This window comes from Methanobacterium sp. BRmetb2, from assembly GCA_003491285.1.
In the GTDB taxonomy this organism is placed as follows: domain Archaea; phylum Methanobacteriota; class Methanobacteria; order Methanobacteriales; family Methanobacteriaceae; genus UBA117.
In genome coordinates this window covers 1,657,555-1,679,899 of sequence record CP022705.1, presented here as the reverse complement: position 1 = coordinate 1,679,899, position 22,345 = coordinate 1,657,555, and the positions used below count along the sequence as shown (strand labels likewise).

Sequence of the window (22,345 nt, the reverse complement as noted above, 5' to 3'; positions counted from 1 at the left end):
ACTTCACATGATTAATTATCAAGAATTTAGGGTTTTAAATATTTCCATTTTTTGTCATTTTTTCTAAATAATAAACAAAATAACATCCTAACATTAACAAAAAAATAGACAAATAAAACAAGATCCTAAAAAAACAGGAATTAATGTTAAATTTGATCAAATAAGTAATATCCGTTTTTAAAATAAAAAAGAAATAAGGGAGAGGAATTTTGTTTTTTCCTAGTTAATTCCATTAAAACACCTTTTCAAGTGATTTTTACCTGGTGGTTTGGTCATTAAACTTACAATAATAGTAACTGCTAAAGCTAATGGTAAAGCAACCACCAAAGGATCAACTACTGGCCAGGGCATGGAAGTTATTAAAGTATCCGTGCCAAAAAGTGCTTTAGATATTCCTAAAGTAGCAGCTTCCTTTTTATGAACAAGTATTAACCAAAAAAGACTGGTTAATGTTCCTACAACTAAACCAGCGATAGCACCTTCTTTAGTGGCCCTTTTCCAAAATAAGGCGCATACAAACATTGGTAAGAATGCTGAAACACATATTCCAAAGAATATAGCGGTTCCCTGGGCAATAACACTTCCCGGTAAAATATAACCTAAAATTACAGCAATTAACACTCCAATAATTACTCCACCCCTACTAATTAAAACAGACTTGTCACTGTCTTTTTTAAACAATGTTTCATAGAAATCTCGGCCAATTGCTGTTCCCTGAGCATGAAATTGTGAACTTAAAGTAGACATTGCTGCTGCCAATAATACCAGTAAAAATACGTAGGAAAACCATTCGGGCATGGCACTGTTTATGAATAATGGTATGATCTTGTCCACATTACCTCCTGCAACAACAATGGATAGTTTATTCATTGTTTGATAAAAATATACATTGGAAAGAGCCCCCACAATATATGCACTTCCAGGTATTAACAAAATAAATAAACCCCCAATTAAAACAGCCCGGTTAAGCTCTCGGTTAGATTTAACAGTCATAAATCGAACAGCAAGTTGTGGTTGGGCCAAAACACCTAAACCCACCCCTAATATTATAGTTGAAACCAGTGTCCACCAGAAAGGACTGCCCATGGTAGGCATAGAAGTCCAGCCTGTACTACCGGTAGCTGCTGCCGGGGGAGGCACTAAAGTTGCCATATTGGTCAAAGACTGATGAGCATTTTCAACACCACCTAATAAAACATAGGTGGCTATAATCAAGAATATCATGGCCAAAAACATTATAGTACCTTGAAGAGCATCAGTATACATAACACCCCGTATACCACCCAAAACAACGTAAATAGCTACAATTACTGCCATAACTATTAATGCTATGTTAAAATCCAGGGAAAGTGTTGTTTCAATAAATCTTGCAGCACCAATTAATACAACTGCGGCATAAATCGGCATTGCACAGAAAATGATTAATCCCGTGCAGTACTGAATAAATTTACTATCAAATCTTCGAGCAATTAATTCAGGAAAAGTCATGGCATTTAAATTGTGGCCCATTTTCCGTGTTCTTTTTCCAAAAAACACAAAAGCAATAAATATGCCTACTAAAATGTTTAAAAATACCAACCACAATAAACCCAAACCATATAAGCCAGCTGTACCTCCAAAACCTACAATAGCTGCTGTGCTGATAAAAGTAGCCCCATAACTCATGGCCATTATATAAGGATTAGTTTTCCTGCCTGCTACCAGGTAGTCTTCAGAGCTTGTTGTCCGTCTCCACCCAATGTAACCCACATATCCTACAACTAAAAGATAGACCAGTATAATTCCCATGAGTATTAATAAATCCAATTCATCTCCTCCCTTAAATAGTATTAATTAATTTATTAAATTCTGTTTTAAATGTTTTTAAAGTATCATCTACTTTAATAACATTAAATCTCGTTGTACTCGGTTTGAATAAATAAAAAATTTAAACAAAAAAATTATAAAGAGAATTTTTTATTATTGACACTCTTATAGTGTTAAATATTCAAAAATATTCAACGTAATAAAAATAAACATGAACAATATATAAATATTGCATATTTGATTTTCACCAACAAAATGAAAAAGTGCCTTTTTACAAAAATGTCTGATGGAATATGGATTGATAAAACAAATTGAATCGTATAATTAATAAAAAACAGAACTATTTAGTAATTAAAATTTTATATAAAAGAAATAATAGTAACTTTTATAAATTTTATTTATAAAAATTTATTAAAAATTATAGAATTATAAAGGTCGTTAAAATTACTCAAATCAAATTAAAAGGTTTTAAAACTTTATTATAACTTAATTATATCCCTAATTACATAAAAAAGGATAATTAATAGATTAAAATAAATTTAGGTAGATTAACATGATCTGGAATGAAAAAGCAGAATGTATGCCTCAAGATGAACTGGAAGAATTACAGCTAAAAAGATTACAAGAGGTAGTTAAAAAAGCCTACGAAAATGTTCCTTATTACAAAAAAAGGCTCCAAAATGCCAATATAAAACCTGAAGATATCAAAACTCTTAAAGACATTGAAAAACTCCCCTTTACAACCAAAACTGATTTAAGAGACGCTTACCCTTTCGGCATGTTTGCAGTTCCAGATGAGGATATAGTGGAAGTTCACACCTCATCCGGAACCACAGGTAAACCCACAGTATCTGGTTATACTGTGAAAGATCTGGATATATGGGGAGAGGTGATGGCTAGATCACTTAATATGGCTGGGGCTACAAAAAAAGATAGAATTCAGAATTGTTATGGTTATGGACTATTTACCGGAGGTTTAGGAGTACATTATGGTGCTCAGAAAATTGGATCTACCTTAATACCAATATCTGCAGGAAATACCAAAAGACAGATTGAAATAATGCAGGATTTTAACACTTCAATCATAACTTGTACTCCTTCTTATGCATTATATCTTGCTGAAATGATTGAAAAAAATGATATTGAACCAGATAAACTCAATTTGAAAGCAGGAGTTTTTGGTGCTGAAATGTGGACAGAAGAGATGCGTAATGAAATCGAAAAAAGACTGAAAATTCTTGCTGTAAACATATATGGACTCACTGAAATAATTGGTCCGGGTGTGGCCCAGGAATGTGAAGAAAAAAATGGACTTCATATCTTCGAAGACCATTTCTATCCAGAAATTATTAATTATGAAACCATGGAAACTCTTCCAGAGGGTGAAAAAGGAGAACTGGTACTTACCACCCTTACACGTGAAGGAATGCCCATTATCCGCTTTAGAACAAAAGACATTACCGCTTTAAGAAGAGAAAAATGTGATTGTGGTAGAACACTGGTTCGAATGGACCGTATTACCGGAAGAACGGATGATATGTTGAAAATTAGGGGAGTAATAGTATTCCCATCTCAGATTGAAAGAGCTTTGCTTAAAATAGAGGGTTTAGAACCACAGTATCAGATCATTGTCACCAGACCTCATCACCTGGATGAACTGGAAGTACAGGTTGAAACCTCTGAAAAACTATTTTCCGACGAAGTAAAACACGTTGAAGAAGTAAAAAGGATGATTGAAAATAAAATCCATAATGAAATAGGTCTTAGAGTAAATGTAACCCTTGTTGAACCAAAAAGCCTGCCCAGAAGTGAAGGAAAGGCCACAAGAGTAATTGATAGAAGAGAATTATAGGGGGATTATCATGAAATTAAAACAGATATCAATATTTTTAGAAAATAAGAAAGGAAGACTTAAAGAAGCGGTTTACATATTATCCAAAGCCAATATTAATATTAGAGCCCTTTCAATTGCCGATACGTCCGAATTTGGAATTTTAAGATTAATAGTTCCCGAACCAGAGAATGCAAAGGAGGCTCTGGAAAAAAACAACTTTGTGGTTAAAATTAACGAAGTTATTGCCGTAGAAGTACCAGATAGTCCTGGTGGACTTTACGGAATATTAGAAATCTTAAATGAAAAAGATATAAACGTCGAATATATTTACGCATTTGTAGAAAAGAAAACTGACAAAGCCATTGTGGTTATCAGAACCGAAGATATTGAAGAAGGTATAAATGCCCTTAAAGAAGGTAATGCCACAGTTCTAACAAATGAAGAGGTTTATAATTTATAAACTCTCTATCTTGTCTTGATTAGTATAAAGTCTGGATTATTTCCAAAGAAGTATTAAATCAAAACTTAATTCTTTTTTAGTCAATTTATTTTCTAAAAAAATAGAATAATGCAAACACAGTTACATCAAATTTTATTTTCAAAAAATCTTTAAAATAATTAGTTTTTTAGGTTTTTAATATTGATCCTGAATATGTAAATTTCTAAAATCTGATTTTACATCTTTTTAAGAATTGAATCTACCTGATTCGCCCTAGATTCCATTTCAAATAGTATAAGGCCAAGTTGGGCTTCAGGTTCCGTCAGTGCAGTTAAAATAGCTTTTTCCCCAGCAGGTATTAACACAATAGTACCCTTTTCAGTTTTCACTGAGATCTCATTTACCAAACCAGTAGTCATCTGTCCTGATGCAGCTTCTGCAGCACCCATAATTGTCGAACAAAGAGCAGAGAAAATTCTAGCATCTACATCAGGAGGCGTTCTGGAATTAATCAGAAGTCCTTCTTTTGAAACTATTCCACAAGCTTTTATCTGTCCAACTTGCATTAAAGCAGTTAGCACATCATCAAGCTTTTCTTTTTTTGTTTTACTCATGATTTACCACACTTATCATACTTGACAAAAACAATATATAAATATTGATAACATTTTTTTATTAAATAAAGTATTCCATTAAATTATACCAAAATTTTTCTTATTTTTTTAAATCGAAGATTTTACCATTGTTTCAAAGTTTATTATTAAATTATTTCAAAAAAATTGATAGCTCTCTACAAGATTAGAAATTTTTATATTTTATTATATGGCTTTATTAAAATATTTATCTTTTGATACAAATTTTGATTCTGTTTATCCACAATCAAAGATAGTAAAAAAGCACGAAAATGATAAAATCATTAATAGTCAGTTAAAAATATTCATTAATTAGATTTTAATAAATTAAAACCCTTATTTAATGCCTTTAAATTTATATCCAGAGATTTTTCCGGCAAATTATCTTTCATTGACTCAATCACATTATTTTTATCTATTGGAAAATCTGGGACTGCTAATGTCCCTCCCAACATGACCATGTTAAGAGATAGTATGTTTCCTGCATTTTTGGCAATTTTTTCAGCATCTAAAACCATTAAATTGGGTGAAACTGACTTCAATTCATCAAAAATTGTGGAAACATCAGGATAGGAAATATCACTTTTCAATATATTAAACGGCATTATGGTGGAATTATTAATTACTATAAACGTGTCGCTGGAAATTTTAGGAATGGCCCTCAATGCTTCCAATGGTTCGAAAGCAATTAGAAGATCTGCCCCTCCTTCTTGAATGATAGGACTTTTAGCATCACCTATTTTTAGTTCAGTTGATACTCCTCCGCCTCTCTGTGCCATTCCATGTATTTCGCTCATGACCACATTTAATCCTTTGTTCATGGCTGCTTCCCCAATGATTATAGAGGTTTTGATAATTCCCTGCCCTCCAACGCCAGAAATATAAATGTTATACGGTTTCATATCATCACTTCCTTACCTTGATTACTTGCTCTGGACATATCTGTTTACACACGGTACAACCTTTACACAACAGATCATCAATATTAACAGAACCGTCATCTGAAAGGGAAATTGCAGGGCATGCTAAATTTTCAAGACAATGCAAACATTCACTGCATTTATTTTCGTCAACTTTGAGCCTTATCTGTTTCTTTCTAACTTGATTTTTAATCAACATGCATGGATATTTAGATATAACTACTGAAACCCCGTCAAATTCTATTGCTTCTTTAAATATCTCTCTACTTTTTCTTATGTTGAGTGGATTGATAGTTTTAATAAATTTAACTCCTGTTGCTTTGACAATTTGTTCAATAGAAATTTCAGGAGCATGATCTCCCATACCATCAACTGGCAGACCAGGATTAGGCTGCCCACCAGTCATGGCCGTGGTTCGGTTATCTAAAATAACTAGTAAAAAATTATTTTTATTATGGACAGCATTAATTAGAGGAGGAACACCTGCGTGGAAGAAAGTAGAATCACCAATGAAACTTATAACACATTGGTTGGTTGCCTTTGAAAAACCGCAGCTGGTACCAATACTGGAACCCATGGAAAGTAAGTAGTCTGCAGACTCGTAGGGAGATTCAATTCCTAAGGTATAACATCCAATATCAGTAGGATAGATTACATCTTCAATATTTAAATCTCTTAAAACATTTTTAATATTGTAATAAACAGCCCGGTGGGGACATCCCGGACACAGTGCAGGTGGTCGTTTAGGAATACCAACATTCGATTCATAAATTTTATTTTTTGTTATTTTAGGTTCCACAATCTTATTAAATGAATTAATTATGATGTCGGGACTGTATTCATATATTAAGGGCATAATACCATCTAATTTACCATAGACCTTCTTTTGAAGATTATACTTCCCCATTATACCCAAAATCTCTTTTTCCATCACAGGATCTACTTCTTCAACTACAATAACCTCATCTACAGAATTCAGAAAATCTAAAGCCAATTTTTCAGGAAAAGGATAAGAAAATGTAATTTTTAAAATGTTGGCATTTATATTATTTTCCTTTAAAACATCTGCAACGTAATTAAAGGCACTTCCACTGGTTATGATTCCTATTTCCGCATCATTATCATAAATTTTATTATATTCAGAATTTTCAGCAATTTCTTTAACTTTTTCCATTTTCTCTACTAATCTTTGATGCATAACCCTGGCAGTTTCAGGCACCGGAACAAAACGCTGAGGATCCTTCGTGAAAAAACCAGTTTCTTTTTTTTTATTAATGTAGTTTAATTCAACCATGCCCCGCATATGAGATACACGAGTCGTTGTACGGATTAAAACAGGTAACTGGAATTTTTCTGATAATTCAAACCCATATCTCATTAAATCCTTAATTTCTTGAGGATTAGATGGTTCTAACATTGGAACATTGGCCAGGCGGGCGTAATTTCTGTTATCTTGCTCATTTTGTGATGAAAACATGGAAGGATCATCAGCAGATAAAACCACCATCCCCCCATTAACTCCAGTATATGCTAAACTCATAAATGAATCTGAAGCCACATTCAAGCCCACATGTTTCATGAAAGTGAATGATCTAAGTCCAGATGCAGATGCTGCTGCAGTCACTTCTAGGGCAACCTTTTCATTGATAGAAAATTCGAAATAAATCCCTGCATGTTTAGCTATCTTTGAAAACACATCCCCTATTTCTGAAGAAGGTGTGCCAGGATAGGTAGCAACCACTTGGACTCCGCTTTCTAAGGCCCCTCTTACAGCAGCCTCATTTCCTAAGAGAAATAGCTTTTCATCCTTTTTTCCAGTTAAAACTTTCTCTATTTTCATATTATCTCCTTAGTACGATAAATATCAGTTAAAACAGTACAAAAATTCGTTTATGATAAAAAGATATATTTTTAATTAATAAATATTGTCTCTGATTTATTTTATTAGTTTCAGTTTAACCTTTAACTTATTTAATATTCGCAGCTATAAAAAAGTAATAGCAAATACTAATTTTATTCAAAGTGCATATTATAATAGAATTCCAGTTGCAAATTATAAATTTATGTAAAATCTGAAAAAATATGTATTTGAATATTTTTATATCTAATATCCTATAAATGAATAGAAAGAAATAAATTATTTTTTATTATACTGATATTCATATAAAAAGTACAATATCAGATTCATACTATTTTATAAAATTTTGAAATAATAGAACAGTTAATCGGAGATAAAAATGATTAAAATTAAGGTCTTAAAATATGATCCTGAAATGGATAAGGAACCATACTTTGAAACGTATGACGTAGAAGAAAAAGAGAAAATGAAAGTTTTGGATGCGTTAAATTATATTAATGAAAAATACAATGCAAACATTGCATTTAGAAGCTCATGTAGAGCTGGTCAATGCGGTTCATGTGCCCTTAAACAAAACAATGAGAGCGTTCTAGCATGTAAAGCAGAAATAAAAGATGGAGACTTTATAGAACCTCTTGATTTCGATGTTATAAAGGATTTAATTGTAGATAGGAGTGAAATCGAGGAAAAAGCAAAAGAAATGAGATTATTTTTAGAAAGAATTGAAAATCCTCCAGAAGAACCTGAAATAATTAAACCAAATGAATATGATGATTCTAAAAAGATCGGAGGATGTATAGAATGCTACTCCTGCCTATCTGCTTGTCCTGTGATCAAGGAAACTTCAGAATATGCCGGCCCTTATTTTATGCGATATCTATCTAAATTAGGAATGGATCCAAGAGATAGTGATGATCGAGCAAAAATTGGATTTATTGAAGGATTATACAACTGTACCTCTTGCGGTAAATGTAGTGAGGTTTGTCCTAAAGAAGTGAGTATAGTTGGGGGAGCTATAGAAAAATTAAGGGAAATCGCATGTAAAGAGGACGTAGGGCCTTTACCTGCCCATAAAGAAATAAAAGAACTAATATCAGAAACAGGAAGATCAGTGGAACTATTGGGCGAAGGATTTATAAAAGCCGTCTCAAAAGAATCTAAAGAAGAAAAACCTAAGGTAGCATTTTTTACCGGGTGTATGATTGACTATCGGCTGCCTGAAAATGGATTTGCTCTTATGAAAATTCTCAAGGATCATGGTATTGATGTAATTGTGCCTGAAGATCAGGTATGCTGCGGTTCACCTATGATTAGAACTGGACAGACCGATATTGTAGAAGAACTGGTAAAGAAAAATAAAGAAGTCTTTCAGGATTATGACACAATTATCACCATGTGTGCTGGTTGCGGAGCAACTTTGAAGAATGATTATCCCCGCTATGGTGTTAACTTTAATGTTTTAGACATAAGTGAAGTTTTGGCTGATAAATTAAAAACAGAAAAAATGAAGCCCCTTAACATGAAAGTTACCTACCACGACCCCTGCCACCTGGCCCGAGGTCAGGGCATAAGAGATGAACCTCGTAAAATCCTGAATAAAATCAAAGGACTGGAATTTGTTGAAATGGAAGAACCTAACCGATGTTGTGGAGCTGGAGGTGGTGTGCGTGCAGGAAAACCTGAACTGGCCCAAAAAATGGGTAAAACCAAAGCTGAAATGATAAAAAACTTGGACGTAGATGCTGTAATCACCATCTGCCCCTTTTGTGAATATCATATAAAAGATTCCCTTGAAAAAGAGGGTTTAGGGAATGTAAAGGTTATAAATCTTATGAAACTTCTTGAAATGGCATACGACTGTTAAATATCGTATATTAACCAAGTTGACAACCAATTAATTATTAAACTTATAAGATTATTCTAAATCATTGCACAAATCTTTTGGGAATAATATGATTTATATTGTATTTGTTGAACCGGAATCTCCAGGAAATATAGGTTTTTTAGCCAGAGCTATGAAAAATTTTGGACTATCTAATCTAATCCTAATTAATCCTTGTAATTTAGAAAATGAAGCTTATTTCCATGCCATGCATGCAAAAGAAATCATAACTAATTCCAGGGTTTATGGTTCCATTGAAAATTTTATTGATGATTTAAAAATCGATTTTATCGTAGGTACAACTGGCGCTGCATGCGGAAGTTACAATGTGCAGAGAATTGCAATAACTCCCGAAGAATTTGCAAAATCACTTAAGATAAAAGGAAATATAGCAATATTATTTGGAAGGGAAGGTAATGGATTATACAATGAAGAAATTTCTCTGTGTGACGTTCTGGTAAGTATACCCAGCAGCGGTGATTATCCTATAATGAACATATCCCACGCAGCTGCCATAATTTTTTATGAACTCTTTAAAAGAGAAAAAAACTATACCTTTGAAGGCCTAGAAAAAGCATCAGCAATAGAAAAAATGAACTTAATTAGTGACATGGATAAAATCATAGAATCGTTAGGTTTACCCCAACATAAAAACAAAACAGCTTCCACAGTATTTAAAAACATAATAGGAAGAGCATTCATATCTGGAAGAGAAGCACATACATTGAAGGGTATTTTAAGGCGAGTAAAAGAAAAGATAGTGATTAAAAACGATATTTAAAAAGGAGGGATTAGATTTTATTTGGAATTGGTCCTCTGGAAATCATAGGCATCTTATTTTTCTTTTTACTAGTTTTGCTACTACCTGGGATAATGCGTAACAGGTTGATATCCGGTATAAGCAAGTTTGCCTTGGAAGTGGAAAAAATGGTTGAAAATGCCCAGGAAATCCTCATAAAAATATCTAAAGAGAATGGCAAACCAACACAAGATCCGCAACCCTTCGTGGAAAATTTTATGGAGTTTTTCATTATACCTCCCGTAGAACTTGATCCCTATGGTATCGTCAATAAATTTGATAAAATATTGGAAATGGGCGAAGAAAGATTTGAGGAAATGGTGAATATAATCGCCCCTGCTGCTAGTGAAAAATGGAAAGCTAACATTATCATGACCTTAAAAGCCACAATCGGAATTAATAGTGTGGCCAAGATGATCAGACACAACTTGGAACTTGCCAAAAAAACAGGCAACCTGCAAATATTATTAATGCTACAAATGAGTCTTCCCTTGATAATGAGAATAGTAAAAGCCCAATTTGAAGGTACAAAAGCATTTTCAGAAGGAAAACCTATCGGTGACGGTTTAGGACCATTAGTAGCAAGCATGTTAATGAAAGATTGTTCAAAAGATGAGCTCCAACAAAAAGATGATGTAATATATGCAGAAAGAGATATTTCTGGAAGAAAAGTAACAATTGTCCGAGCCAAAGGTCCGGGGGCACGGGTCGGTAAAATAGGAAAAGTTATTACATCATTGATTAATGAAAAAGATATAGATAGGTTATTAACCATTGACGCTGCAGTGAAACTGGAAGGAGAGAAAAGTGGAACCATTGCCGAAGGTATTGGAGTGGTAATTGGCGGTACTGGTGTGGATAAATGGATGGTTGAAGAGCAGTTCATTAAGAAAGACTTAAAAACCGACGCCATCATTGTTAAAATGAGTCCAGAGGAAGCTATCAGTGAAATGACTATAGATATGGCAGAAGCTGCTCAAAAAACCCTTCCTGTAGTTGAAAGATCAATCTTAAGATCTAAAGAAGAATCAAAGGTAATGATTGTAGGTGTAGGGAACAGTTGTGGACTGCCAAACACAATCTCAGATATTTCACAGATAAAATTAAAAAAAGATGAAAAAAAAGAAAAATAGAGGACATTAAATGGCTATTCTAAGTGATAGAGATATCAAAAAATATCTTAAAGAAAACAGGATTGTTATAGATCCATTGGGAGATCCTGAAAGGCAAATACAACCATCTTCAGTAGATTTAAGAATAGGTAGTGAATTTAAAGGATTTAGAGTCATTAGAAAACCTTGCATTGACCCTATGGACAAATCAGATATTGAATCCTACATGGAGTCTTTCCATATTGAGGAGGAACCATTTATAATTCATCCTGGAGAGTTTGCACTGGCAACAACCTATGAAATGGTTAAACTTCCTGATGATCTGGTTGCACGTGTGGAAGGAAGGTCTTCCATGGGGCGATTAGGAATAACCATGCATGTTACAGCAGGATACATTGACCCGGGATTTTGTGGTAAAATCACTCTAGAAATTTCTAATATAGGCAAAATGCCAGTAGCACTATATCCCGGACAGCGGGTATGTCAAATTGTATTCGAAACCATGACTTCCCCATCAGAAAAACCATACGGACATCCCGATAGAGATAGTAAATATATGGGGCAAAAACGTCCTGAAACTAGTAAAATCAAACATGATTACGAGTTAAAAAATAGTAAAGTTCTAAAGAGGTAAAATAAAATATTTTTATTAAATGGCTTATTTTAAGCTAGAACAAATTGAATAAACAGATTATTCATCAAAATTACAAAATTTAAAGTTTGTAGAAAAAAAATTCAAGATAAATACTTTTGGAATGATTTTTAGAGATTATTTAGAGAATTTAAATGAAAGATAAGCTCTAAAATATTTAAATTTCAGATTATAAAAAGGATTATCATTTAAATTAAAATTACAATAAGAGATGTTAATATGAAACATGAAAATGTAATGAATATAGCCAAAAAAAGAGGATTTTTATGGTCATCGTTCGAAATATACTCTGGAGTAGCAGGTTTTGTTGATTATGGCCCTCTAGGAGCTATATTAAAAAATAATATTATTAATAAATGGCGTGATTACTACATTGTAAGGGAAGGCTTTTATGAAATAGAATCCCCCACCATAATGCCAGAAGAAGCTTTAAAAGCTTCAGGACATGTTGATCATTTTAATGATCCTATGATTGAATGTAAAGATTGTTTGGAAGTTTATAGGGCAGATCATATTATCAAGGATTCTATTGGAGAGGAAGTTGAAGGTCTAAGTAATGATGAACTTACTACAATAATATCTGATAATCAGATAAGGTGTCCTAAATGTGAAGGCCATTTTAGTCATGTTTGGAGTTATAACTTAATGTTTCAGACATTAATCGGAGTTAAAGGTAAAAAAATTGGTTATATGCGTCCAGAAACGGCTCAAGGGATATTCATTCCATTCAAACGTTTATTAAGATTTTACCGGGGCAAATTACCCTTTGGTGTGGTACAGATAGGTAAAGCTTATAGAAATGAAATTTCACCCCGACAGGGAGTTATAAGACTTAGAGAATTTACCCAGGCCGAGGCAGAAATATTTATCAATCCTGAGAATAAATCACATCCCAAGTTTTCTGAAATTCTGGAAGAAGAATTAGAACTTTATTCTGCTAAAAATCAGATCAATGAAGAGAATCCAATTAGAATAACCGTACAAAAAGCTATTTCGGATGCGATAGTTTCAAGTGAAACATTAGTTTATCAATTATATTTGGCCCGGAAATTTTTATTAGAACTGGGAATCCCAGAAAATGTTATAAGATTCCGGCAACACCTTCCTACTGAAATGGCCCATTATGCACTGGACTGTTGGGATGTGGAAATAAAAACAAAACGATTTGGATGGATAGAGATCATAGGAATAGCTGATAGAACAGATTTTGACCTCAAATCCCATAGCAAGCATAGTAAAGAAGATTTAAGAGTATTCATAGAATATCTTGAACCAAAAAAGATTAAAAAAACTGTAATAAAACCCAATATGGCTAAATTCGGCCCGGTTTTTAAAAATAATGCCCCTAAAATACTTAAATTCCTTGAAGATGTGGATATTGAAAAAGTCGAAAATTCATTTCAGGAAAAAGGGTTGTTTGAAATTGAAATAGGTGATTCAATCTATGAATTGTTACCGGAACATGTTAACTTTGAAGATGTAGAGGAAACTGTTAGGGGAGAAAAGATATTTCCACATGTAATCGAACCATCCTATGGTATTGATAGAATAGTCTATTCTGTTCTCCTACATTCATTTAAAGAAGAAGATGAAAGAGCTTACTTCAAAATTGAAAAGTCAATTGCTCCAGTGGAAGTCAGTGTATTTCCACTGGTCAATAAAGAAGAACTGGTAAACACTGCAATCCAAATAAGAGATGATCTAAGAAAAGATGGTTTTATCTCAGAATATGATTCTTCAGGAACCATTGGTAGAAGATATGCCCGATCTGACGAAATTGGAGTTCCCTTTGCCATTACCGTTGATCATGAAACTCTGGAAAACAATACAGTCACCCTAAGAAATCGTGACAATCTAAAACAAGTTCGAATAAAGATTGAAGAGATTAATAAAATATTGGATGATTTACTAAAGAATCGTGAAGATTTTGAAGATGTAAGTCCTGCAGTAATTAAATAAGTCGCTTAAAATCTTCAAAATTATTTTTTTATTTATCGGTAACCACCATCACCGGTACAGTGACCATGTTTATTAAATCGGCAGCAGTACTTTGATGCAAGAATCTGTAAATTTTTTCAAATTTTTTATGGCCCATTATTACTAGATCAAAATTTTGTGCAAAATCCGCTATTACCCCTGGAATTTCTTCATCAACTCCACTAAACTTTAAAAACTCAAAATCAGCTTTTAATCCTTTATTGCTAAATTTTTCAAGATAATTTTCCATTTGAAAATTATAATCAGATGAACTCCCTAAATAGATAAGTTTAACTGTTGCTTGATAAGTTTCAGCTATTGAAACAACAACATTTATAACGTATTCTTCTTCATCTCTTAAAGGGTTTATTGGCACTAATATGTTTTTAAACATTGAATCCACTAATGATCCCTTTTGATCATATCCCCTATAAAAAATGGAATGATCTAACTATCAATCATATTATAAAATTTTTTAATATTACTCCTAATTAATAAAAACGTGGCTTATGGATTGAATAAGTTAATGAATCAAGACTAAATTAGTAAACTTCCTAGCGATAATCTTGAAAAAATTATTCTAATACAATTTTTTCAGCAGATTTTAGATAATGATTAAATAATTTGTCTCCCCATTCTATAGCACTTATTTGTTCGCAAATTAAAATCGATGAAGAATCATAACTTCCATTCTTAAAAAACAATGCCAAAGATAAGAAATTTTCAGACAATACTAGATTTATTTTTAGATCTTCCTCTGTTCTCCATAAAATTAAATTTTTTTCAGATAAAGCTTTCTTCAATGAATTTCTGCCAACTGTATCAATTAGATGATCCAGTATTTCATCAGTTAATATTAACTGGATTTCTACATCATTCTTTAGGAGTTGTTTAAATAGATTTAGTTGATTCGGGAAGAATATGGGGTATACTCCTTTAATTTTTATGGAATTTCTTAAAAACTCGTAAAGAGTTTTTTGAGGATAGAAAATATTTTTAGCTGTAGATTCCAGAACACAAGACCCATATAAACTTTCTATTTCATATAAAAAATTATCTGGAATGCAATCTATATTGTGGTTTAAAAAGAATTCTTGATTATTGTTAATTAAAGATTTGGACTTTAAAAGATTAATTAGTTTTATTAAAATTATTTTCCCAATGGGAGATAAGTGGAAGAATCTTCCTTTTTTAAAAATTATGCGCTTTTCTTCAAGTTTTCTATTTTCATGAGATATTGTAGATGGAGAAAATCCTATTTTTTGAGTTAATAATTTCAAATTCTTTGATCCATCATCCAAACATAATATTATTTTCATTCTAACATCAGAAGCTATTATAAACCTAATATCTTCTTGAACCTCGCCATAAAGATCTATAGTGCTATTATACTCCATTTATACCCCCTCCAGGTTTATTATTTAATATTATAACATACAATTTATGCATAATATTCTAAAAAATATGTTGATTTAAACATTTATTTGTTAATATCTATTTTTATTATATAAATATTTGTATGATTAAGTGCAAAATTTTCTAAAAAATATTAATTGTTCAATCATATCCATCCATAATTAATTGATAAAAGGGGTAGAATAGAAAAAAGTAGAATAGAAAAAAGGATAATGGTTTTTATTTTTATTTGTTAAATTATTCAGAGGTTACTTTAAAATTTAATTCTCATGATATTCTAACAGAATAAACCAGCAAATTATTAAATATGGACTTCATATTTAATTATAGAATTAATAAAAAATAGGTAAGTGATTAATATGATAGATTCACATATACATGCCGATACACGGCCCTATGAAGATTTTGAAAAAATGGCAATCTCCGGTTTAGAATCAGCCATAACCTGTGCACATGATCCCCTTATAATGAGTTCATCAGATGTTATTTTAGACCATTTCCACCGTCTATTAAATAATGACAAAGAAAGAGCCATTAAAAATGGTCTAAATTTATATGCAGCTATAGGAATACACCCTCGAAGTATCTCAAAAGATTACGAAGTAGTGATGAATAAACTACCTTCTTTACTTGAAAATCCAAGTGTGGTTGCCATAGGGGAAATTGGTTTAGAAAAAGCTAGTGAATCAGAAAAGGAAATATTTAAAAAACAGTTAATTCTGGCTGATAAATTGAATATGAAAGTAATTGTACATACACCACGAACAAACAAAAAAGCTGTAACCAAAATTACTTGTTCGTTGATTGAGGAAAATATAGACCACTCTCTAGTAATAATAGACCATGTTGATAAAACAATTATAAATGATGTAATTAATTTTGGATCCATGCTGGGACTTACAGTTCAACCATTAAAAATGAGTCCAGAGGAAGCAGTGACCTTATTAGATGAATACGGTACGGAAAAATTTCTTTTAAATAGTGACATGAGTTCATCACCTTCAGACCCATTATCAGTTCCTAAAACTGTTCATAAAATGAAACTTGAAAATTTCACAAGTAGTGAAATTATGAAAGTTTCCCATGACAATGCATCTAAATTTTTTGCAATAGAATAAAGTTATTTTAAAAGCCTCGGGGAACATTCATAGGCCCAAACTCTTTTATGCACACAGATGCAACAAGATTTGCATAATTTAAACACTGGTGGAGATCTTTGTCTCTACTGTAAGCTGCAAGGAATCCTGCAGCAAATGCATCGCCAGCACCAGTAGTATCAACAGCTTTAACATCACATGCAGAAGAATGGATGAAACCTTCTTGATTGTACAAACTGGCCCCATCACCCCCCATGGTCACAATTACAAAGGGGACCCCCAGGTCCAATATAACTTGTACACCTTCCTCTAAGTCTTTCTTAGTGAGTAAAAATAATTCTTTTTCATTTAAAAATAAAAATTTAGCTCTCTTAATAATGTGGGAAAGTTTTTCAACACCATATACAGATAACAGAGACCCCGGATTAAAAGACAGCTCATTAGCATATTTTGATGCTTTATCTGCCACTTCACAATAAGTACCTGAAATATGTAAAATTTTAGAATTTTTAATGTAATTAATATCTTCTTTATCTACGATAAACTGCTTATTGGCCCCAGTAAAAGAGTAAATTGATCGTTCTGCAGATGGATCAACTGCAATAAAGGTCATACCGGTTGATCCTTCCACTGTAACCAATCTTCCCACATCAACTTCTTCTCTTTTAAATTTATCTAAAGCCCATTTGCCTAGCCCATCATCCCCAATCCGGGCCATTATACCAGTTTTTATATTTAATCTTGCAAGGGTTACAGTAAAATTTGAGGCTGAACCTCCTAACGATGAAAAAATTTGTTTTACTTCAACTTCATCATCGCCACATGCAAATCTTGGAATTTTTAAAATAAAATCAGCATTACATGTTCCAAGACCAACAATATCCATCGACAAAATAAATCACCACATTTATTGGGAAAAAAATATATGAACAAAATAGAGAATGATAAAATCATAAATTATAAAAAAAACATTATCCCCTTAGAAAAGGTTAAAAAAAGATTTTATCTTCTTCCTAAAAGACCTTCAACCAGTTTAGCTATAACACTTTTCTTATCTGGTTCGATCGGTTGATATTCTTCACCTATAAGATCTGCTCCTAATTGCATTATGGCATTACTTGTTGCAGATTTTGGATTCTTTACTATAATTGGTTCGCCGAACGCTGCAGCTCGACTTACCTCTGGATCATCTGGTATAACAGCGATTACTGGAACTTCTAATATAGTTTCAACTTCATCGATAGTTAAAAATGTTTTATCATGTTGCTCCCGGTTAACTACGACCCCTAAAATATTCACCCCTAATTTATTTGCTACAATTTTTGTTTTTAATGCATCACTTATAGAAGGTACTTCGGGAGTAGTAATAAGTATCATCTCATCAGAAGAAGCTATGGCTGCCAATGCATCTTTTTCCAGACCTGCAGGTGCATCAATTAAAAGAATATCTGCTTCAGCCACCAAATGTTCTAATGCATCTTCGAGTCTGTCTAACTTAATTTTACGCAACCCTTCCAGTGAAATTCCTGCAGGTACGACTTTAACTCCGCTGGGTCCCTCATAAATTGCATCTTCAATTGAAGCATGTCCTGAAAGGACATCATGTAAAGTGACGGATTTACCTTCCATTCCTAAAATTAACTCTAAATTGGCCATGGCAATATCAGCATCTAATACAATTGTTCTTTCCCCATAGGTAGATAATGCAACGCCTAAATTTGCAGTTATTGTAGTTTTTCCCACACCTCCTTTTCCAGAGGCTACAGCTATAACTCTTGTCATGTGGTTCCTCCTAATGAATTTCTATATTTATTTCAAAATTATTTATAATCTCTGGATATTCCCTGAAACTTTTCTTTATTTCCATTTCAGTTATAGTATAGATCCGATTCTCCAATTTAACTTTATCATTTGAACCTACTATTCTAGAAAAAAATCCAGTTCCCCCATATTCACTAATTATATTAATTGTTCCAGTAAGTTCACGGGCACTATCCAGAAATACCATAACTTCCACACCTTTAATCTTAGGTATTCCCATAATAGATTTCTTAATTTTGTTCATTAATGTTAATTCAATTCTTTCCAGATCTTCATGACTAATGGATCCGCCTTTATAAGACTCCAGTATTGTTTCTACTTCTTCATCATTAACATCTTTTAAACCATATTTTCTCATTAATTCTTCACGACTAACAGGTTCTTTCCCTGTGACTTCAGGTTCAATGTCATCTGTTCTAACTTCAGAAACATCCTCAACAACCTCGTGCTCAGATTCAGTTTCAAGATCATCTGTTTTGGCTTCAGGGGACTTTTCAAGCTCGGGCTCGGATTCAACAACTTCCGGTTCAGGTTTTTCCTCCATAACATCAACCATAGGTTCTGGCTCAGCCTCTGGCTCAGTTGCAGCAGCCTCGGGTTCTGGTGCAGGACCCTCTTCAACAACTTCCGGCTCAGGTTTTTCCTCCACAATGTCAACCACATGTTCTGGTTCAACCTCTGGCTCAGATTCAACAACCTCTGCTTCCAGTTTAGAACCCTCTTCAACAACTTCCGGTTTTTGAGGTTCGGAAGGTGGGGTTATTTTTTTACCTTTGAGCTCTTCAATCATGTTATAAACTTCAGAATCTTCACTTATCAAAAATACTTTATTTAAATCCTTTAAATATCCAATTTGGGTAGTTTTAAGATCAAAAACCTCGATTAATGTGTCAACCTTATCCATAACTGATTTAATTTTATCAATAGCATCAGTTTTCATATGATGATCATATGATGCAGCAATCTGATTACCTTCACTAAAAAGAATATAACCTTCTTCAGAACCATGAGTAACTCGAATAAAACCATTATGCTTTTTTCTGGCTAATTCCTCTAAAAGTTTCGAAAATTCCAGTTCATCAGCATAAGAAACTCGGGAGGGTTTTGAGATAGGTAATTCCATGTTACATCCTCAATATAAAGATAATGTTATTTAATTTTTAAATTAAAAATTTATCGTTATTAATAAAACTTAATCATCTTTTCTTATTAGTTTAATTTCAGGAGGGGTAATGATTATGACATTTTTACCATTTTTACATAGTAATATGGCCTCAATACCAACTTCTTTACGAATATTTTTAAGCATTTCACCTGCTAACTTAAAATCTTCTGGATTTTCGTTTTCCAAATAACTCATGTCTACAATTATTGGATTTTTTTCTTCGGTGATTTGTTCGAGAGCAAACTTAATATCTTCAATGTCTTTAGCTTTCATCAGAATAATTTCGTAAAAAGAGTGCTCTGGAACTATTATTGACTCTTCTTCATCCCTTTTTTCGTTTTCTTCTTCTTCCAAACCCAAATTTTTCTTTACATAATCCAAGACGTCCTTCATTTTTTAAATTCCCCTGTATAGTCAATAATCGTTTTTAATAATTTTGAAGCTCCACCCGCCATTATATCTACGGCTGTTAATTTATGTTTTTTCTCATATTTTAATATATCGTTTTTATCTTCAACATTTCTTAAATTTAAAGATAATCCAACAACTTTTGTTGGTTCAACGGCTTCAATAGCCCTTATTTCCTCTTCTATACCTCTTGGATTTCGGTAAGGGTGATTAGGCCTGTGACAGACAACACAGGCGTCAGGCATTGCCCCTATTAAAATTGACGCTGATAAACCCCTTGGATGAGGGTTATCTAATTCAGTTAAACTGGCCTGGCTTTCAACAAATATTATATCTGGATCTTTGGTTTCTTCCATATGTTTTATTGCACCCATTACTGATGCAGCAACATCCATAGAAGATAAACTACCTGCCCTAAAATTCAAATCTACTGGTTTTTCAAGGCCCATCTCATCGGTTGATATGACCGCCACTTTTAAACCTTCTTCCATTGCAGTTTTACCTAAAATTCGTGTGGTGGTTCTTTTACCACATTCCTGAGAAGTTCCACCAATATAAACTACTGTGGATTTTGGTTGGTATTTAAGTTTAGGTAATATTTCAGTGCACTTCTTGGAGGATACACCAAATATTTCATGAATAACATCAGCACGTGGGCTTATTTCCTTTATAATTACTCCTTTTTCTGCTGCAAAATTTATAAGAGATTTATTATCAGCAAGGGGTAATGATCTAAATGAACTAACTACATTCTTTCCTTTATTTATTGCTTGTACCGCGTATTTTAAGGCACTTCCTTCTGCACCTATGGGTAACATTATAGCCACACTGTTAGCATCTGTTTCGTCTATTGTCTTATTAAGATCTGATGAAATGTAATTGTTGCAGAACTTCATTCCGTGTTTCTTAGGATTGTCGTCGACAAAGCCAACTGTTTTTACTCCTTCAAAGTTGGCAAACTTTTCGCCGCCTCCCCCACATCCTACTACGATAAAAGAGTTGAGCTTTTGAAGTTCTTCCACAGAAGATATGATATACAAATAATCACTCCTTATTTATTTAGTGAGTTAGTGGAAACTTTACATACTTATTTATTTAATAAAGATTAAACCATATATACTTTAGGTAATAATAGCCAATCTGTTTTGGAGGATAGTATGATAGCAAGAATACTTAAGGACTTAGGAAGGATCAATGGGGTAAATGGATCTTTAGTAGTTGGAAAAGACGGTTTAATTATAGAAAGCGAAGTCCCTAGCGAAATAGACTCAGAACTGGTAGCTGCAATGTCTTCAGCTGTTTTTGGTACTGCTGAAAGATCTGCAGAGGAAATGAAACATGACCCATTGGAACAAGTAATGATAGAGGGAAGTAAGGGAAAAACTTTAATGATTGATGCAGGAGAGGGAATTTTAGTTGTAATAACCGAAATTGATATCAATCTTGGATTAATTAGAATTGAAATGAGAAGAAGTGCAGAGCGAGTTAAAGATCTATTAACGTAAACCACACATATTATTGCATATTATAATTGGGGAGGACTATTTTGAGAAAGCCCTATATTATTCTGATAGGAAGTGCTTCAGGGATTGGAAAATCCACAATTGCATCAGAACTAGCTCGGGAGTTAGGAATTAAACATTTAATTGAGACCGATTTCATAAGGGAAATTGTAAGGGGTATAATCGGCCCAGAATATGCCCCCGCACTTCATAAATCATCTTATGATGCATATACAACCTTAAGAAATAAAGAAAGGTATAATCATGATGAAGAAAGCCTTATAAACGCCGGTTTTGAAGAACATGCTTCTTTTGTCATTCCTGCTATTGAGAAGGTGATTAAACGGGCTGTTGATGATTTTGATGATGTTGTTATTGAGGGTGTTCATTTAGTTCCTGGTCTTTTAAATTTTGAAAAATTTAAAAAAGATGCATCCATACATTTTTTTATTCTTTCTGCTGATGAAGAGGTGCACAAAGAACGGTTCGTAAAAAGGGCCATGAAAATCAAAAGAGGCGGGAAACACCTGGAATATTTCAAAGAAAACAGGACTATTCATGACTATTTAGTTGAACAAGCCCTGGACAATGGAGTTCCAGTAATAAATAATACAGATATAAAATGTACTATAAAGAGAATGTTAACTTTAATTAGGGAAATTTGTAAAGTTTTAATCTTCCAAAATACCGTGGATAACTTGAGTGAATTAGTTGATATCGTATTAAATAAATACGGAGGACGAATAGTTGACGTATCCTATTTCTTGCCAGGATTTGGAGAACCCCTAAGAAGAAAGGTAAACATATACGATCCTAAAGAAGCTAAAGGATTTATTGAAAGATTGGAAGCTAATCCTAAAAGAAAAAACGATTTAGTGAAACTTTATGAACTTTCTGATAATGTTCATAGCCATGAAATTTGCGCCCCGGATGAAGAAACACTGCAAAACATGATTCAAGAGTTGGCAGATAAAGGTTTTTTACTAACAAATGAAATTAAAAAGAAATAATTAATTAATATTCAT

21 protein-coding genes are annotated in these 22,345 nt (G+C 32.9%); 10 read left to right on the top strand and 11 right to left on the bottom strand.

The genetic code is table 11. The annotated features are described in order from the left end of the window. Positions 1-219: 219 nt before the first annotated feature. Positions 220-1,806, bottom strand: coding sequence for a sodium:solute symporter (locus CIT01_08325; protein AXV38202.1), 1,587 nt, complete (start codon positions 1,804-1,806; stop codon positions 220-222). 553 nt (positions 1,807-2,359) lie between these two features. On the opposite strand from CIT01_08325, the gene CIT01_08320 reads away from it, so the two are divergent. Together CIT01_08320 and CIT01_08315 are read left to right on the top strand one after the other, a co-directional pair. After that, entirely contained in the window at positions 2,360-3,658 is a 1,299-nt protein-coding gene (locus CIT01_08320) for a phenylacetate--CoA ligase (protein ID AXV38201.1), read from the top strand. Positions 3,659-3,668: 10 nt separating this feature from the next. Further along, positions 3,669-4,100, top strand: coding sequence for an acetolactate synthase (locus tag CIT01_08315; protein AXV38200.1), 432 nt, complete (start codon positions 3,669-3,671; stop codon positions 4,098-4,100). Between the two features lie 215 nt (positions 4,101-4,315). Here CIT01_08315 and CIT01_08310 read toward each other — a convergent pair whose 3' ends face one another. The 3 genes from CIT01_08310 to iorA all read right to left on the bottom strand — a co-directional run bounded on the left by CIT01_08310 (position 4,316) and on the right by iorA (position 7,471). After that, positions 4,316-4,693, bottom strand: a complete 378-nt coding sequence (locus CIT01_08310) for a hypothetical protein (protein ID AXV38199.1) — start codon at positions 4,691-4,693, stop codon at positions 4,316-4,318. 326 nt (positions 4,694-5,019) lie between these two features. After that, entirely contained in the window at positions 5,020-5,613 is a 594-nt protein-coding gene (gene iorB / locus CIT01_08305) for an indolepyruvate ferredoxin oxidoreductase subunit beta (protein AXV38198.1), read from the bottom strand. A gap of 4 nt (positions 5,614-5,617) precedes the next feature. Further along, positions 5,618-7,471 carry an indolepyruvate ferredoxin oxidoreductase subunit alpha gene (gene iorA, locus CIT01_08300; protein AXV38197.1) on the bottom strand — a complete coding sequence of 618 codons (1,854 nt, stop codon included), beginning with the start codon at positions 7,469-7,471 and terminating at the stop codon, positions 5,618-5,620. 397 nt (positions 7,472-7,868) lie between these two features. On the opposite strand from iorA, the gene CIT01_08295 reads away from it, so the two are divergent. From CIT01_08295 to glyS, 5 genes are all read left to right on the top strand, one after another. Continuing rightward, positions 7,869-9,353: a succinate dehydrogenase gene (locus tag CIT01_08295; protein AXV38196.1), complete on the top strand. Its 1,485-nt coding sequence runs from the start codon at positions 7,869-7,871 to the stop codon at positions 9,351-9,353. 88 nt (positions 9,354-9,441) lie between these two features. After that, a complete protein-coding gene (locus CIT01_08290; protein ID AXV38195.1) occupies positions 9,442-10,152 on the top strand; it encodes an RNA methyltransferase in 711 nt (236 codons plus the stop codon). 14 nt (positions 10,153-10,166) lie between these two features. Next, the gene (locus tag CIT01_08285; GenBank protein ID AXV38194.1) at positions 10,167-11,303 is read left to right on the top strand and encodes a hypothetical protein; all 1,137 of its coding nucleotides are present in this window, start codon (positions 10,167-10,169) and stop codon (positions 11,301-11,303) included. 10 nt (positions 11,304-11,313) lie between these two features. Further along, the gene (locus tag CIT01_08280) at positions 11,314-11,916 is read left to right on the top strand and encodes a dCTP deaminase (protein ID AXV38193.1); all 603 of its coding nucleotides are present in this window, start codon (positions 11,314-11,316) and stop codon (positions 11,914-11,916) included. A 237-nt stretch (positions 11,917-12,153) separates the two neighbouring features. Beyond that, positions 12,154-13,893 carry a glycine--tRNA ligase gene (gene glyS / locus CIT01_08275; protein ID AXV38192.1) on the top strand — a complete coding sequence of 580 codons (1,740 nt, stop codon included), beginning with the start codon at positions 12,154-12,156 and terminating at the stop codon, positions 13,891-13,893. Between the two features lie 28 nt (positions 13,894-13,921). Here the strand turns inward: glyS and CIT01_08270 are convergent, their stop codons facing one another. Both CIT01_08270 and CIT01_08265 read right to left on the bottom strand, forming a co-directional pair. Continuing rightward, entirely contained in the window at positions 13,922-14,305 is a 384-nt protein-coding gene (locus CIT01_08270; GenBank protein ID AXV38191.1) for a hypothetical protein, read from the bottom strand. A 181-nt stretch (positions 14,306-14,486) separates the two neighbouring features. Then, positions 14,487-15,308, bottom strand: a complete 822-nt coding sequence (locus CIT01_08265; protein AXV38190.1) for a hypothetical protein — start codon at positions 15,306-15,308, stop codon at positions 14,487-14,489. Between the two features lie 378 nt (positions 15,309-15,686). Between CIT01_08265 and CIT01_08260 the strand changes: the two genes are divergently transcribed. Continuing rightward, entirely contained in the window at positions 15,687-16,445 is a 759-nt protein-coding gene (locus tag CIT01_08260) for a hypothetical protein (protein ID AXV38189.1), read from the top strand. Positions 16,446-16,452: 7 nt separating this feature from the next. Here CIT01_08260 and CIT01_08255 read toward each other — a convergent pair whose 3' ends face one another. The 5 genes from CIT01_08255 to CIT01_08235 form a co-directional block, all read right to left on the bottom strand. Next, positions 16,453-17,310, bottom strand: coding sequence for a carbohydrate kinase (locus CIT01_08255; GenBank protein ID AXV38188.1), 858 nt, complete (start codon positions 17,308-17,310; stop codon positions 16,453-16,455). A 116-nt stretch (positions 17,311-17,426) separates the two neighbouring features. Then, positions 17,427-18,206, bottom strand: a complete 780-nt coding sequence (locus CIT01_08250) for a septum site-determining protein MinD (protein AXV38187.1) — start codon at positions 18,204-18,206, stop codon at positions 17,427-17,429. A 10-nt stretch (positions 18,207-18,216) separates the two neighbouring features. After that, the gene (locus CIT01_08245) at positions 18,217-19,368 is read right to left on the bottom strand and encodes a hypothetical protein (GenBank protein ID AXV38186.1); all 1,152 of its coding nucleotides are present in this window, start codon (positions 19,366-19,368) and stop codon (positions 18,217-18,219) included. A 69-nt stretch (positions 19,369-19,437) separates the two neighbouring features. Further along, the gene (locus CIT01_08240) at positions 19,438-19,803 is read right to left on the bottom strand and encodes a hypothetical protein (GenBank protein ID AXV38185.1); all 366 of its coding nucleotides are present in this window, start codon (positions 19,801-19,803) and stop codon (positions 19,438-19,440) included. Further along, positions 19,800-20,858, bottom strand: a complete 1,059-nt coding sequence (locus CIT01_08235) for a hypothetical protein (protein AXV38184.1) — start codon at positions 20,856-20,858, stop codon at positions 19,800-19,802. The genes CIT01_08240 and CIT01_08235 overlap by 4 nt, the downstream gene beginning before the upstream one ends. Positions 20,859-20,975: 117 nt before the next feature. Between CIT01_08235 and CIT01_08230 the strand changes: the two genes are divergently transcribed. Further along, the gene (locus CIT01_08230) at positions 20,976-21,323 is read left to right on the top strand and encodes a hypothetical protein (protein ID AXV38183.1); all 348 of its coding nucleotides are present in this window, start codon (positions 20,976-20,978) and stop codon (positions 21,321-21,323) included. 41 nt (positions 21,324-21,364) lie between these two features. Then, positions 21,365-22,330 carry a hypothetical protein gene (locus CIT01_08225; protein ID AXV38182.1) on the top strand — a complete coding sequence of 322 codons (966 nt, stop codon included), beginning with the start codon at positions 21,365-21,367 and terminating at the stop codon, positions 22,328-22,330. The last annotated feature ends 15 nt before the right edge of the window (positions 22,331-22,345 follow it).

Excerpts from the sequence above, each read along its gene's own strand:
- CIT01_08320 (AXV38201.1), top strand. The coding sequence starts at position 2,360 with ATGATCTGGAATGAAAAAGCAGAATGTATGCCTCAAGATGAACTGGAA.
- CIT01_08315 (AXV38200.1), top strand. The coding sequence starts at position 3,669 with ATGAAATTAAAACAGATATCAATATTTTTAGAAAATAAGAAAGGAAGA.
- CIT01_08310 (AXV38199.1), bottom strand. The coding sequence starts at position 4,693 with ATGAGTAAAACAAAAAAAGAAAAGCTTGATGATGTGCTAACTGCTTTA.
- iorB (AXV38198.1), bottom strand. The coding sequence starts at position 5,613 with ATGAAACCGTATAACATTTATATTTCTGGCGTTGGAGGGCAGGGAATT.
- iorA (AXV38197.1), bottom strand. The coding sequence starts at position 7,471 with ATGAAAATAGAGAAAGTTTTAACTGGAAAAAAGGATGAAAAGCTATTT.
- CIT01_08295 (AXV38196.1), top strand. The coding sequence starts at position 7,869 with ATGATTAAAATTAAGGTCTTAAAATATGATCCTGAAATGGATAAGGAA.
- CIT01_08290 (AXV38195.1), top strand. The coding sequence starts at position 9,442 with ATGATTTATATTGTATTTGTTGAACCGGAATCTCCAGGAAATATAGGT.
- CIT01_08280 (AXV38193.1), top strand. The coding sequence starts at position 11,314 with ATGGCTATTCTAAGTGATAGAGATATCAAAAAATATCTTAAAGAAAAC.
- glyS (AXV38192.1), top strand. The coding sequence starts at position 12,154 with ATGAAACATGAAAATGTAATGAATATAGCCAAAAAAAGAGGATTTTTA.
- CIT01_08270 (AXV38191.1), bottom strand. The coding sequence starts at position 14,305 with ATGTTTAAAAACATATTAGTGCCAATAAACCCTTTAAGAGATGAAGAA.
- CIT01_08265 (AXV38190.1), bottom strand. The coding sequence starts at position 15,308 with ATGGAGTATAATAGCACTATAGATCTTTATGGCGAGGTTCAAGAAGAT.
- CIT01_08260 (AXV38189.1), top strand. The coding sequence starts at position 15,687 with ATGATAGATTCACATATACATGCCGATACACGGCCCTATGAAGATTTT.
- CIT01_08255 (AXV38188.1), bottom strand. The coding sequence starts at position 17,310 with ATGGATATTGTTGGTCTTGGAACATGTAATGCTGATTTTATTTTAAAA.
- CIT01_08250 (AXV38187.1), bottom strand. The coding sequence starts at position 18,206 with ATGACAAGAGTTATAGCTGTAGCCTCTGGAAAAGGAGGTGTGGGAAAA.
- CIT01_08245 (AXV38186.1), bottom strand. The coding sequence starts at position 19,368 with ATGGAATTACCTATCTCAAAACCCTCCCGAGTTTCTTATGCTGATGAA.
- CIT01_08240 (AXV38185.1), bottom strand. The coding sequence starts at position 19,803 with ATGAAGGACGTCTTGGATTATGTAAAGAAAAATTTGGGTTTGGAAGAA.
- CIT01_08230 (AXV38183.1), top strand. The coding sequence starts at position 20,976 with ATGATAGCAAGAATACTTAAGGACTTAGGAAGGATCAATGGGGTAAAT.